Source organism: Nocardia macrotermitis, from assembly GCF_009604405.1.
GTDB classification, from domain to species: Bacteria; Actinomycetota; Actinomycetes; order Mycobacteriales; family Mycobacteriaceae; genus Nocardia; species Nocardia macrotermitis.
The window spans coordinates 80,071-93,037 of record NZ_WEGK01000023.1 but is presented as its reverse complement, the minus strand read 5'-3'; the positions used below and the strand labels follow the sequence as shown (position 1 = coordinate 93,037).

Below are 12,967 nucleotides of genomic sequence, written 5' to 3'. Positions count from 1 at the left end.
GGATGCGAGCGCAATCGGAACAGGTGCGCCGTTGCAGCGGAGAACGTGGGTACTCAACTGCGGAACACCCTCCTCGGAACCGACATCATGTTCGACCTCGTTGCGCTCGGGCGAACCACCGAAGCCCGCCTCCCGAGCAACGATAGTCCCGGTCGGTGTCCGGTGCGCCAGTCGGCGTCGCGCTCCGGGAAGGGGCGGCGTCCTATGTCCGGGCGGTCGGCGTCCGGTGTATCGGGCGGCCGGCGTCTGCTGTGCTGGTCGGTCGGCGCCGCGCGTGCGGAGCGATCGAACGCCCATCCATTAGACTGTCCTCCCGGCAACCGCCTCGACAAACGGCAGGTAGCTTCTGGCGATGTGTTCGTCGGGCCCGGAGCGTAACTACGGAGGGCCTGCTCACGCCGCCCGATGGAGATGCAGCGTTGGGCTGCGCGTCGAAACCGTAGGAGACTCCACATGCCGGCAATCGTCCTGATCGGTGCCCAATGGGGCGACGAGGGTAAGGGCAAAGCCACCGACCTGCTGGGTGGGCGGGTCGACTGGGTGGTGCGGTACCAGGGCGGCAACAACGCCGGTCACACCGTGGTGCTGCCCAACGGGGACAACTTCGCGTTGCACCTGATCCCGTCGGGAATCCTGACTCCGGGCGTCACCAACGTCATCGGCAACGGCGTCGTCGTCGACCCGGGCGTGCTGCTGGACGAACTCGCCGGAATCGAGAAGCGCGGCGTGGACACCTCCCGCCTGCTGCTCTCGGCCGACGCGCACCTGATCATGCCGTACCACGTGGCGATCGATAAGGTCACCGAACGTTTCCTGGGGAACAAGAAGATCGGCACCACCGGCCGCGGCATCGGCCCGTGCTACCAGGACAAGGTCGCGCGCGTGGGCGTGCGGGTGGCCGACGTGCTGGACGAGAAGATCCTCACCCAGAAGGTCGAGGCCGCCCTGGAATTCAAGAACCAGGTGCTGGTGAAGATCTACAACCGCCGCGCGCTGGATCCGCAGCAGGTGGTCGAGGAGGTGCTGGGGCAGGCCGAGGGGTTCAGGCATCGGATCAGCGATACCCGGCTGCTGCTGAACGAGGCGCTCGAGGGCGGGCAGACCGTGCTGCTGGAGGGGTCGCAGGGCACGCTGCTGGACGTCGATCACGGCACGTATCCGTACGTGACCTCGTCGAATCCGACCGCGGGCGGTGCGGCGGTCGGTTCGGGCATCGGGCCCAACAAGATCACCACGGTGCTGGGCATTCTCAAGGCGTACACCACGCGCGTGGGCTCGGGGCCGTTCCCGACCGAGCTGTTCGACCAGTCCGGTGAGTATCTGGCCAAGACCGGCGGCGAGGTCGGCGTGACCACCGGACGCGCCCGGCGCACCGGCTGGTTCGACGCGGTGATCGGGCGTTACGCGACCCGGGTCAACGGCATCACCGACTACTTCCTCACCAAACTCGACGTGCTGTCCAGTCTGGATCAGGTGCCGATCTGCGTCGCGTACGAGATCGACGGCGAGCGCGTCGAGCAGATGCCGACCACGCAGACCGAATTCCACCACGCCAAGCCGATCTACGAGCAGATGCCCGGCTGGTGGGAGGACATCTCGCACGCGCGCACCTTCGAGGATCTGCCCGCCAACGCGCGCGCCTACGTCGAGCGGCTCGAGGAGTTGTCGGGGGCACGGATCTCGTGCATCGGAGTGGGCCCGGGGCGCGATGAGACGATCGTGCGGCACGACATCCTGGGCTAGTCCGGGGACATTCCGGGCTATGACGATTGGGCGCTCCGCCTATCCGGAATCGCCCGGGATAAGGTGCTGATGTCCGAAAACTGGAGGGAGAGCACACCATGAGCCAGGAGCAGCAGAGCCACGGGCGGCACGCGGCCCCCGAGGGCGCGCAGCGTCACCCCCTGATCGACCTGACCCGGGACCCCACGCCCGGTGTGCCCGATCATGCCGCGCCCGAGCCCGCGGAAGAGGACTCGAACGGCGAGTCCTGAACGGTCCCGTACGTCGAACCGCACAGTGCCCGAAATATCGGGCGGTGTGCGGTTTTTCGTTGTTGCCGACCGGGAGTGGTTGCGGGGCACGGGTTTCGGGCAGGAAGTACGATGCGATGTCTGGATTCGCGCGAGCTGATGCCGAAGTGCTTGCGGAACAGTGTGTCTCGTGTGGTCGATAGCAGTCGTTGCTCTTGAGTCGACTTCTCGTGCGTGGGTGTGATTGTCGGGCTGCGCTTCCGGTAGGCGCGCCGGGTTATCGGTGTGGTCGTGGAAGCATTTGCGGGACAGTGTCGCTCGCGGTCAGTAGTAGGTTATGGGGGCCAAGGGTTCGGCGGCGTGCGGGGTGAGGGTGGCGTAGGCGTCGGCGAGGGATTTCACCGCGAGGCGGAGGTCGGATTCGTTTCGGGTGAAAGGGATTCGGAGGAAGCGTTCGAAGGCGCCCTGGACGCCGAAGCGGGGGCCGGCGGCGAGCAGGACACCGTGGTTGGGGGCGACCGCGGCCAGGGCGGAGGAGACCGGGGTGGGTAGTTGGACCCACAGCGACATGCCGCCGGCGCCGGTGACCGCGTGCCAGTCGGGGAGTTCCTCGGCCAGCGCGTCCAGCAGGGTGGCGCGGCGGCTGCGGAGCTGGTCGCGGCGGTGTTCGAGGATGGGATCGGCGTGCTCGAGCAGGTGGACGGTGGCGAGCTGATCCATCACGGGGGTGCCCAGATCGACCGTCGAACGGATGCCGAGCAGTTTGGTGATCAGCGTCGGGGTGGCGCGGATCCAGCCCACGCGCAGGCCGCCCCAGAACGACTTCGACGCCGAACCGATCGTCACGATCTCCGAACCGCGGGCGAATGCCGCTGCGGGAGGCGGGTTTTCGCCGTCGAGCTGGAGATCGACCATGGATTCGTCGACGATCACCGTCATCCGGGTGTCGCGGGCGATGGCGGCGAGTTCGGCGCGGTCGCGTTCGCTCATCAGCAGGCCGGTGGGGTTGTTGAAGTCGGGTAGCAGGTAGGCCGCGCTGGCGGCGGTTTGCCTTGCGGCACTGCGGATTCCGTCCAGATCCCAACCGGCCTCGGGGTGCTCGGGCAGCAGCGGGACCGGGACCGGGCGCGCGCCGACGTCGCGGATCGCCTCGATCGCGTTGGGGTAGGTCGGGTGATCGATCAGCACGCGTTCGGCGGGGGCGGTGAGCACGTTCAGCAGCAGGCGCAGGCCGTGCTGGGCGCCGAGGGTGACCAGGATCTGATCGGGTTCGGTGGGCAGGCCGCGTTCGGTGTAGCGGCGGGCCAGGGCCTCGCGCAGCGGCGGGACGCCGACCGGGTCCATGCCGTGCGTGCCGAGGTAGAGCGGAATGCCTTGCAGCGCGGTGGAATACGCCTCGTTCATCTCCGGGGGCGCAGACATCGCGGCGTAGGTCAGATCGATGGTGGGCACCTGGTTCGGGGACATCAGGGCCAGGATGCTGCGGGCGGGTTTCGCGCCGTCGTGCGCGACGCTCGGCGGCAGGGCGACCGTACTGCGCGAACCCTGGCGGCTGATCAGGTAGCCGTGCTCGCGCAGCAGGGCGTAGGCGGAGGTGACCGTGGTGCGACTCACGCTCAGGGTGGTGGCGAGATCCCGCTCACTGGGCAGGGCAACGCCGAGCGGGGCCCGGCCGTCGTGGATCAGCAGCCGAATGCTTTCCGCGAGAGCGAGATACGCCGGACGGGCCGCGCGTTTGTCGCCGTTCTCGTCGTGCCGCCAGCGGCCCAGATCGCGGGTGAGGGTGGCGGCGCTGATCACACGAATTGCCATACAGTCCAGTATCGGGCTTCTGGATATTTGATTCAAGTCCAGCTGGGCGGACCATTGCTCATATGGTCACTTTTATCGCCTCTGTGCTGGTCGTCGCGGCGTTCGCGGTGATCGTGTATCTGTTCGCGCCTCGTGAAGGGGAGCGGGCCGCCGGACTGCTGGAGCGTTATCGGCCGCATGCGCCGATGGCGGACTGGTCGGCGTCGTTCCGGGATGATCAGCGGCAATACGCGGATCTCGTTGCGGCCGAGTCGTTTCGGGAGTCCGGTGCGCGGTCCGCGGCGGTCGCGGAGTCGTCCGTCGCGGAACCCGCTGTCACCGGTCGTCGTCGCGTCTTCCATCGGGCAGTCCAGTTCTGACAACTGGACTGGCAAGCCGGAACTTGTCGGTGGTATCGGGCAGACTGACCTCATGCCCGCCTCGGACAGCTCGCCCTCGGCAGCGCTCTTCGACACCGCGATAGGTGTGTGCGCCCTCGTCTGGACAGACATCGGCGTGCTGCGCTTCCACCTGCCCGAGGCCACCGTCGCGGCCACCCGCACCCGCATGCTGCACGGCGGCGCCCGCGAGTCCGAACCGGATACCGCCGCGTCCGAGGTCATCACCGCCACCCGCGCCCATCTCGACGGCGCTCTGGACGACCTGCGCTGGATCCGCCTCGACCACACCGACCTCCCCGATTTCCACCGCGCGGTCTACGCCGTCACCAGGGCCATCGACCCCGGCCACACCCTCACCTACGGCCAGGTCGCCCAACGCATAGGCACCCCCGGCGCAGCCCAGGCCGTAGGCCAGGCCCTGGGCCAGAACGCCATCCCCCTGATAATCCCCTGCCACCGAGTCCTCGCCGCCGACCACGCCCTCCACGGCTTCTCCGCCCCCGGCGGCGCCACCACCAAATCCCACCTCCTGGAAATAGAACGCACCCCCGGCTTCGGCGAACCCACCCTCTTCTGAACGATTGTCCCGCAAGGTATTTCGATCGTCATGCCGAGAAGCTCGGCCAGCGCCGACATGCCGAATGTCGGAATGAATCACATGCTTGTCACTGGTGATCACGACTTCTGCCACGGCCTGCCTTCGCCGTGGCCGTCGGTTGCTGGAAGCGGGTTACCGGTGCGGTTGAGGGGTGGGAGTCGGGGTGGGTTTGATGAGGTTCTCGAGGTCCTGGTTGGTGCGGTTGACGCCGTCCACCACTGCGTCGGGGACGATGCTGGGGACCGGGGCGGTCAGGTCGCCGACGTGGACCTCGTGGGGTGGGGGTGCGGCGGGGGTTTTGGAGGGTTTGGGGGTGTAGTGGCGGCGGGGTGCGGGGGAATCGTTCTGGGGGGCGGCCGGGTGTAGTTGGGCCGGTTGGTCGTTGGCGGGCGGGTGCTGGGTCGTCGGGGTGACGGCGGTGACGCCGGGTTGCACCGACGCGGGGTCGGCCAGTGCGATACCGGCCCCCATCACCACGACGGCACTGGCGAGTGCGGCCAATCCGGCCGCGAGACCGGGCGATACCTTGCGACGACGAGCCACGACTCCACCTTCACGATGACCTGCTGAAAGGGTGACACGCCGTCGAGTCGCCCGAGCAGCATCGTAATCCGCGATCCGCCCAGGAGCCATACCCTCGCCGCCGACCCGCATCAGCGTTGTGGCCCTGTACATTCCGTTTGTCCGCACATGGACACACCCTGTCCGGATGTGTCTCATGTGCGCCTTCGAACAGCGCGTGAAACAGCTTGCGATCAGACTGCCGCGCCGAAGGCGGATCCGATTGCGCCGCCGACGATTCCGCCCGCGACGCCGCCGACCACCGCGGCGGGGATGCCGACGACGGCGGCACCGGCGGCCGCCCCCGCGGCCGCGCCGACACCCGCGCCGATGACCGCACCGGCGGTGGCACCGGCGGCATTGCCGACGCCGGGGGCCGCGGTTCCGGCGACGCCGCCGATCAGGCCGCCCGCGACAGCGCCGATGCCGGTGCCGATGACCGCGCCGGGGATCGCGCCGACGACCGCGCCGGGCACGCCGAGGGCGGTCGCGCCCAGGGCCGCGCCGCCGGCGGCTCCGGCGATGGTCAGACCGGCGATCTTGTCCGAGCGACTGGCGTTGATGCCGACCGAGTTCAGACCCGTCGCGATGGCCGCCTCGGTATCGGCGGCGGCGGTGTTCGCGGGGTTCAGCACGGTATCGGGCACGTCGTCCGGCACCGGGGTGCTGAACGCGCCCAGCCGCAGGGTGCGCGGCGGCGGCGCGATCGGCGCGACCGGGGCCACGGGGGTCGGCGCGTGCAGATGATCGAGTTCGATCGCCGGGGCCGCCCCGGTGTCGGGGATCGGGCGGAAGTCCGGCGGCACCACGTATCGGGGCGCCACGGGACCGATCAGGGCGGGCAGCGGAACGGGTGCGGGAACCGCGGTGACGCCGGGCTGCACCGGCCCGGTCGGCGTGTTCGACGCCCCGAGGCTGATCACGCCGGGCTGCGACGGACTGCTCGTGGCCGGATTCCGCAGTTCCTCGGGCACACCGGCGGGTGGCGGCGTCGCGGTGCCCGGCAGCTCGGGAGTGGACGGCCCACTCGACGCCGCGGGCCCGGCCGCCGGAGCCGAATTCGGCGCACTGCTCACCTGCCCACCCGACGAACACCCCACCGCCAGCGCCAACGGAATCGCCCCCAGGACGAGCGCGCGCCGCCGCGCACCGGAATTCACCGCGAAACGACGAGCCACGTCGAACACACCACCTTCGGAAATCTCGGATATGTGACGGATCCCCCGGAATCGGGCTCGGATCCGGCGGCTACCTGCGGCGCCGCACGTCCGGCGATGATAACTGTTCAATAACTAACGATGGCAAATCGATGTGAACAGCCGCACACGAAATCGGGCCATTCCCCGAGAAAATCCACCTATTAGGTGGTGTTTGTGGTGCGAACAGTTAATTGCGCTGTTTGCCGCTGGGTGGCTCACCGCGCATCAGATCGGCGAGAGCCTCCCGGTCGGTCACATCCAACTTGATGCAGGCCCGGTACAGATGCCCCTCGACGGTCCGCACCGACACCGTGAGCCGATCCGCGATCTGCCGATTGCTGAGCCCGGCCGCGACCAGATTCGCGATCTCCCGCTCGCGCGCGGTCAGCGGCAACGGCTGCGCGGACTGCCGCAGCGCCGGGGTGCCCGCACCGCCGCAGGCCGCCGCGAGCCGGTTCGCCGTCGCGGCCGACTCCAGCAGCCGCCGCCGATCCCCGGAACGCTCGTGTGCCGACGCGGCCTGCGCGGCGGCGTCGGCCGCCGACAGCAACGCGCCGATCTCCTCGAATTCCGTTGCGGCAGCGTCCAATCCGGGTCCGTCGTGCGAGGCGACCGCGACCGCGTGCCGGGCCTGCACCTGCACCATCCGCCCGTCGATCCGCGCCGCCAGATCCGCCAGCCGCCCCGCGACGCTGGTATCGCCGAACCGCGCCGCGGTGTGCAACGCCATCGCCTCGATCGCGTGCTGATTCGACCGCGCCGCGGAATCGGCCGCACCGATCGCCAGCCGCACCGCGGGCGTCACCGTGCCCTCGGCGGCCGCCTGCCAGGCCCGCGCGATCTCCAGCTGCGGCTCGTACACCGCGCTGTGCCGCCCGCCCCGCGCGATCGCCTCGGCGATGCTGTCGGCGGCCTCACCGGCCCGCCCCAACGCCGAATACGCTTCCGCCAGACGGATTCTCGCAGGGAACATCCACGCCGCGGCCCCCTCGGCGGTCAACGCGGCCAACGCCTGTTCCAGATTCTCCACACCGTCCAGGAACCGGCCCTGCGCGACGTCCACGGTGCCCTGCAAGATCTTCGACAGCCCCCAGGCCAGATACTGCCCGGGCGCGGAATAGCCGAAATACGCTGTGGCACAAAGTCGTGCGCTGGGCAGATCACCGGTCAAGGTGAGCGCGAGCACCTCGGCGTGGGTGGACATGAACCGGTTCAGCCCATCGATCTCCGACTCCACCTCGTGCCCGCGCGCGGCATAGGCCCGCGCCGCGTCGCCGCGCCCCATCAACGCCAGCGACAACCCGCCGCCGAACGCCGACCACCACACCGCCCAGGCGGGTGCGCGCGGCGTCGACATGACCCCCTCCGCGTCGAGAAACGCGTCCTGCAAACGGTTTTCGTTCACCGCGCACGCGGAAGCCAAGCCCTGCAACGTCAATTGGATCTTGGGATGCCGCACCTTGCCGCGCACCAGCGCCAGCACCTCGTCGGCGCGATCGGCATCGCCCATGGCCCACAACAGATTCGCCACCCGCGTACTACCCCAGCGCGCGAGCTGCACCTCGTCGAGTTGATCTGCGTCGAAACTGGCCAGCGTGCGTTCGGCCTCGATCCGATGCCCCTGCCACAGCAGCGCGCGGGCGAGCAGATCCGCCGCCTCGACCCCGCCGCGACGTTCCACCGCCGCGCGCGCGAACCGCTCACCGAGCGGAATGTTGGCCAGGCCGATGGCATCCTCGGCGGCGGCCTCGAACAGTTCCAGATCCGCGGAACGGTCACTGTCCAAAGCCAATTCGGCCAACCGGATGCGATCGGACGCCGATTTGACCGGACGCTCCTTCAGCGACGAATACAACCGGCCGCGTAATCGCCGCGCCGACGCGATCCCCAGCCGCCGCCGGATGACCTCCCCGAACAGCGGATGGTTGTACCGCACCAGCAGCTGATGCCCGTTCTCGACGATCCGGATCACCCCGCGCGATTCGGCGTTCTCCACCGCCTCCTCGCCGGTCAGCTCGGCCATCACGTCCAGGTCGATCGGCTCGCAGAAGGTCAGCAGTTCCAGCACCCGCAGCACCTCGTCGGGCAGCTGCTCGACCCGATCCTCCAGCAGCGCGGCCAGTTCCGAGGTGACCGCCGCGCGCCCGCGCAACTGCCACACCCCGTTGACCTGCCGCAGCGTGCCCGCCTCCAGCGCGCCCTCGACCAGATGCCGCAGGAACAGTGCGTTGCCGCCCGAGGACTCCCACATCAGGTTCGCGGTGAAACCCTCGAGCTGCCCGCCGAGCATGGACTCCACCAGCTCGACGCTCTGGCGTTCGGTGAAGGGGGACAGGTCGATCCGCAGCAGATGCCCGTCCTTCCACAGCGAGGTGACCGCGTCGGGCACGGTGACGCCGCTGCGGACGGTGCACACGATGCGCGCGGCCTTGTCGATGGCCAGCTGCAACAGCAACGTCGCGGAGAGTTGATCGAGCAGATGCGCGTCGTCGACGCCGATGATGGTGTGCCCGTCGGCCAGCAGCGCCTCGCGCGCCGCGGCCATGAACGTCACCGGATCGTGCGCGGTGTACACCCCGACCATGTGCGCGAAGACGCCGAGCGGAATGCTGCGCGCGGATTCGGTGCCCGCGACCCAGCGGATATTGCCACCGAGCGAGGTGGCGGCCTGCCTGGCCAGGGTGGTCTTGCCGACCCCCGCATCGCCGAAGAGCACCGCCCCGACGAATTCGGTGCCGGTGAGGGCGGCGCGCAGCACGTCCAGTTCGCTGCCGCGCTCGATCATCGGCCAGTTCCGAGCCATGGAACTTACTCTAGTGCCTCATGATTCCGCGCGTGGAGGGTGAACCCCGTACGGCGGCAAGCGGATCGAACCTTGTTCACATGTTACGAGTTCAGCGGGGATCTCGCACGAGGTTCCCCGGCGAGGATGTCCGGTCCGGACGCCCTCGCCGGGAAACGAATTCGGTTCGCCCGCGCCGATGGATCAAGCCCGGTGGATCAGCTGGCCCAGACCTGGTCGATCGGGGTGCCCTCGGACGGCGGCGGGGTCGGCACGCCGCCCTGGGTGCGGGAGAAGCGCGGCGCGGGCGCGTGCTGGACGACGCCGTCGATCTCGACCAGGCCGGTGCGCGCGACGATGTGTTCGTTCTGTTCGGCCTCGGTCATGGTCAGCACGGGGGTGCAGCAGGCGTCGGTCCCGGTGAAGACCGCGGCCCAGTCGTCGCGGGTGCGGGTCTTGAACTTCTCGGCGAACAGCTTGCGCAGCTGGTCCTGCCCGTTCGGGTCGAGCTGCTGGGGCAGGCCCTCGGGGTCGATCTCGAGGCCCCGCAGGAATTCGGCGTAGAACTGCGGTTCGATGCAGCCGACGGCCATGTACTTACCGTCGGAGGTCTCGTAGGTGTCGTAGAAGGCCATGCCGGTGTCGAGCAGGTTGGAGCCGCGCTCGTCGGACCACAGGCCCACGCCCTTCATGCCCCAGATCATGTGCGACAGGGCCAGTGCGCCGTCGACCATCGCGGCGTCGATGACCTGGCCCTTGCCGGAGTTCTGCCGTTCCACCAGCGCGGCGAGCACGCCGAACACCAGGAACATCGAACCGCCGCCGAAGTCGCCGACCATGTTCAGCGGCGGCACCGGGCGTTCGCCCTTGTGGCCGATGGCGTGCAGGACGCCGGTCAGCGAGATGTAGTTGATGTCGTGTCCGGCGCGGTCGGCCATCGGGCCGTACTGGCCCCAGCCGGTCATGCGGCCGTAGATCAGGCGCGGGTTGCGCTCGAGCGTGACGTCCGGGCCCAGGCCCATGCGTTCGGTGACGCCGGGGCGGAAGCCCTCGAGCAGCACGTCGGCCTTCTCGATCAGGCCGAGCACCTTCTCGATGTCGGCGGGGTCCTTGAGGTTGGCCTCGACGATGGTGCGGCCGCGCCACTGCGGGCGTTCCATGAATCCGGGCAGCATGCCGGGGCGCTGTACACGCACGACGTCCGCGCCCAGGTCGGCCAGCAGTAGCGCCGCGTGCGGACCGGGGCCGATACCGGCCAGTTCGACAACCCGGATGCCCGCGAGTGGGCCCTGTGCGGGGGATGAAGTGCTCACGTATGACCTCGGTTCGTCGTTCCTCGCACCGACGTGATCCGCCGGTGTTGACATACCGACAATAAGACCTGGGGGTGGGGCGCGTCACGCGGGTGGTGGGCATTCGGCGCGCGGCCTGGTTCAACACGTGTTGCACTGGTAATTCGCGCACTCGCGGTGAGTGCGCGATCCGTTGTCTCGATGCTCGTTCGACGAGGGGAGTCCCGGTGGTCACCAGAACGCTCGGCACGCTGATATCGATAGTCGCGCTCACGCTCGCCGCGGTGGGTTGCGCCTCGCATTCCGACCAGCCGATCACGGTGCGGGCCATGGTCATCACCATGTTCGACCCGGAGGCCAAGCCCTGGATCGAACGGCAGCACTGGACCCACGAGGTCGCGCTGTCCGGTATTCGAACTCCGGTGCGCTGCAACGATTCCGGACTCTGCATGATGATGACCGGGGAGGGCAAGGTGAACGCCGCGCTGTCGGTCTCGACCATGCTCGCGAGCCCGGAACTGAACCTGGACAAGGCATATTTCATCACCGCGGGCATCGGCGGGACGCCGCCCACGGCCGGGACGCTGGGGTTCGCCGCGTGGGCGAACTGGGTCGTGGACGTGGATCTGGGGCATCACATTCTCGTGCAGGACGATCCGAGCGTGCCGAATGGTTATCTCTCCCTGGGTGATTCGGACAAGCCGGTGACCCAGGCGTATCAGCTGGACGGCAAACTCGTGGACGCGGTGTACCGCAACACCAAGGACGTCGCGCTGGCCGACGATCCCGGATTGGCCGCGATCCGCAACGCGTATCCGGCGCAGGCCGGACGCGACAAGCCGTACGTCGCGGTGTGTGACAGTGCCACCGGCGACAACTTCTTCTCCGGGGCCGCGTCCTCGGCGCAGGCCGCGTACATCGTCGATCTGCAATCCGGCGGGAAGGCCCACTACTGCACGACGCAGATGGAGGACAACTCCACCGCGGGTGCGCTGGCTCGGGCGGGGAAGTTGAACCGGTACGCGGACCTGCGGACGGCCAGTGACTTCGATCAGCCGCCCGCGGGTGGTTCGGTGACCGCGCTGTTGAACGCCACGTATACCGGTTTCGCGATCTCGTTGGAGAACGCCTATCGAGTCGGCCTGGCTGCGGCGAATTATCTGATTCAGCATCCCGATCTGACCTGATCGGGTTCGGTGCGGACTGGCGCAATCAGGACAGAGATCCGACCAACGCGGCGTCATACGACTGCGGCAGCCCGAGCGAAATCGGAGGTTGACCGGTCGAATCAGGCGCAACCCGAGGTGACGGGCGAGATCGCCGTACCAGGACGTGCCGACGCGATGAAACGCGGCGATGCACCAGGGAGTGTCGGCGCAATAGTGACAGCTCGACCCGACCGGCACAGCGTGTCCGAGTGAGACGGACCGCCGCGGTCACGGCAGCCCGATGCCGGGAAAACCCTTGCGGCTAAGGCAGATCGGTGCGGCCCAGACGAAGTGTCGGCTGTCCGATCGCCGGAAGCGGCCGGGTCGGCGGCGCGGCCTCGGCAGGCTTCGCCTTGATCGGCAGCCCGTAGAACGCCCGCGCGTTGTCTTCCAGCACCAGATGCACATCGGGCCCGATGACCTCGCCGATGACCTCGACGTCGGTATCCCGGAACGGTCGGCCCGCGCGTGTCCCGGGCAGATCCGAGCCGAACATCAGCGCGCCGGGATTGACGGTGTGGATGCGGCGCAACGCGGTACGCACATCCATCGACACCCGCCCGAACCCGGACGCCTTCACCTTCGCCCCGCGATCGACGAGGTTCAGCAGATACGGCAGACACTCGTCGGACATGCCCATATGGTCGATGGACAGCAGCGGCAGCTTGCTGATCACCGGCTCGAGCGACCCCAGCATCGACCCGTCGATGTACAGCTCCACATGCCAGCGCGCCAGCTCGTACACCCGCAACGCCAACATGGTCAGCTCGGCGATATCCCCTGCGGCCCGCTTCAGATTGAACCGCAGCGCCCGCACCCCGACCCGGCTCAGCTCGACGATCTCGGCATCGGAGATCTCCGGATGCAGATTGGTGACCCCGACCCAGCTGTCCCCGAGCTCGGCCAGCGCGGCCCGCAGAAACCCCTGATCGGTCCCCTGGAACGACCCGCTCACCACCGCACCGCCGTCGATATCGAAGCGCGACATGCGCTTTCGATAATCGGCGACAGTGAAGGGCGGCGGGATGAAGCCTTCGTTCTCGATCAGCGGAAACCGCGGATCGATCAAATGGACATGGGCGTCGAACACTGTATTTTCTTGCCTCCGCTTCGCTACGGCGGGTTTTCGGCGCAGATGTGGCTCGTCGTTCGGGCACCGCTG

The 12,967-nt window shown here is 68.4% G+C and carries 11 protein-coding genes; 5 read left to right on the top strand and 6 right to left on the bottom strand.

Features of this window, described 5'->3' with window-relative positions:
- Positions 1-453 precede the first annotated feature (453 nt).
- On the top strand, positions 454-1,743 hold the full coding sequence (locus NRB20_RS34275; RefSeq protein WP_153415563.1) for an adenylosuccinate synthase: 1,290 nt from the start codon (positions 454-456) through the stop codon (positions 1,741-1,743).
- 98 nt (positions 1,744-1,841) lie between these two features.
- Positions 1,842-1,994, top strand: coding sequence for a hypothetical protein (locus NRB20_RS37775; protein ID WP_194290106.1), 153 nt, complete (start codon positions 1,842-1,844; stop codon positions 1,992-1,994).
- 303 nt (positions 1,995-2,297) lie between these two features.
- Here the strand turns inward: NRB20_RS37775 and yczR are convergent, their stop codons facing one another.
- Positions 2,298-3,785, bottom strand: coding sequence for a MocR-like transcription factor YczR (gene yczR / locus NRB20_RS34270; protein WP_153415562.1), 1,488 nt, complete (start codon positions 3,783-3,785; stop codon positions 2,298-2,300).
- 62 nt (positions 3,786-3,847) lie between these two features.
- On the opposite strand from yczR, the gene NRB20_RS34265 reads away from it, so the two are divergent.
- Both NRB20_RS34265 and NRB20_RS34260 read left to right on the top strand, forming a co-directional pair.
- Entirely contained in the window at positions 3,848-4,144 is a 297-nt protein-coding gene (locus NRB20_RS34265; protein WP_153415561.1) for a hypothetical protein, read from the top strand.
- 52 nt (positions 4,145-4,196) lie between these two features.
- The gene (locus NRB20_RS34260) at positions 4,197-4,742 is read left to right on the top strand and encodes a methylated-DNA--[protein]-cysteine S-methyltransferase (protein WP_153415560.1); all 546 of its coding nucleotides are present in this window, start codon (positions 4,197-4,199) and stop codon (positions 4,740-4,742) included.
- Positions 4,743-4,895: 153 nt separating this feature from the next.
- Here NRB20_RS34260 and NRB20_RS34255 read toward each other — a convergent pair whose 3' ends face one another.
- From NRB20_RS34255 to NRB20_RS34240, 4 genes are all read right to left on the bottom strand, one after another.
- A complete protein-coding gene (locus NRB20_RS34255; RefSeq protein WP_153415559.1) occupies positions 4,896-5,306 on the bottom strand; it encodes a hypothetical protein in 411 nt (136 codons plus the stop codon).
- Between the two features lie 212 nt (positions 5,307-5,518).
- Complete coding sequence (locus NRB20_RS34250) at positions 5,519-6,502, bottom strand: hypothetical protein (protein WP_319945769.1); 984 nt, start codon at positions 6,500-6,502, stop codon at positions 5,519-5,521.
- 208 nt (positions 6,503-6,710) lie between these two features.
- A complete protein-coding gene (locus NRB20_RS34245) occupies positions 6,711-9,326 on the bottom strand; it encodes a helix-turn-helix transcriptional regulator (protein ID WP_153415558.1) in 2,616 nt (871 codons plus the stop codon).
- A gap of 197 nt (positions 9,327-9,523) precedes the next feature.
- Positions 9,524-10,618 carry a CaiB/BaiF CoA transferase family protein gene (locus NRB20_RS34240; RefSeq protein WP_319945768.1) on the bottom strand — a complete coding sequence of 365 codons (1,095 nt, stop codon included), beginning with the start codon at positions 10,616-10,618 and terminating at the stop codon, positions 9,524-9,526.
- A 206-nt stretch (positions 10,619-10,824) separates the two neighbouring features.
- Here NRB20_RS34240 and NRB20_RS34235 point away from each other — a divergent pair, with 206 nt between their 5' ends.
- The gene (locus NRB20_RS34235) at positions 10,825-11,784 is read left to right on the top strand and encodes a purine-nucleoside phosphorylase (RefSeq protein WP_153415556.1); all 960 of its coding nucleotides are present in this window, start codon (positions 10,825-10,827) and stop codon (positions 11,782-11,784) included.
- Between the two features lie 283 nt (positions 11,785-12,067).
- Here NRB20_RS34235 and NRB20_RS34230 read toward each other — a convergent pair whose 3' ends face one another.
- Positions 12,068-12,895 (bottom strand): amidohydrolase family protein, encoded by an 828-nt coding sequence (locus tag NRB20_RS34230; protein ID WP_319945767.1) that lies wholly within the window; start codon positions 12,893-12,895, stop codon positions 12,068-12,070.
- Between the last annotated feature and the right edge of the window lie 72 nt (positions 12,896-12,967).

Bases quoted from the DNA above. Each gene is read 5' to 3' on its own strand.
- NRB20_RS34265 (WP_153415561.1), top strand. From the start codon at position 3,848: ATGGTCACTTTTATCGCCTCTGTGCTGGTCGTCGCGGCGTTCGCGGTG.
- yczR (WP_153415562.1), bottom strand. From the start codon at position 3,785: ATGGCAATTCGTGTGATCAGCGCCGCCACCCTCACCCGCGATCTGGGC.
- NRB20_RS37775 (WP_194290106.1), top strand. From the start codon at position 1,842: ATGAGCCAGGAGCAGCAGAGCCACGGGCGGCACGCGGCCCCCGAGGGC.
- NRB20_RS34275 (WP_153415563.1), top strand. From the start codon at position 454: ATGCCGGCAATCGTCCTGATCGGTGCCCAATGGGGCGACGAGGGTAAG.
- NRB20_RS34260 (WP_153415560.1), top strand. From the start codon at position 4,197: ATGCCCGCCTCGGACAGCTCGCCCTCGGCAGCGCTCTTCGACACCGCG.
- NRB20_RS34245 (WP_153415558.1), bottom strand. From the start codon at position 9,326: ATGGCTCGGAACTGGCCGATGATCGAGCGCGGCAGCGAACTGGACGTG.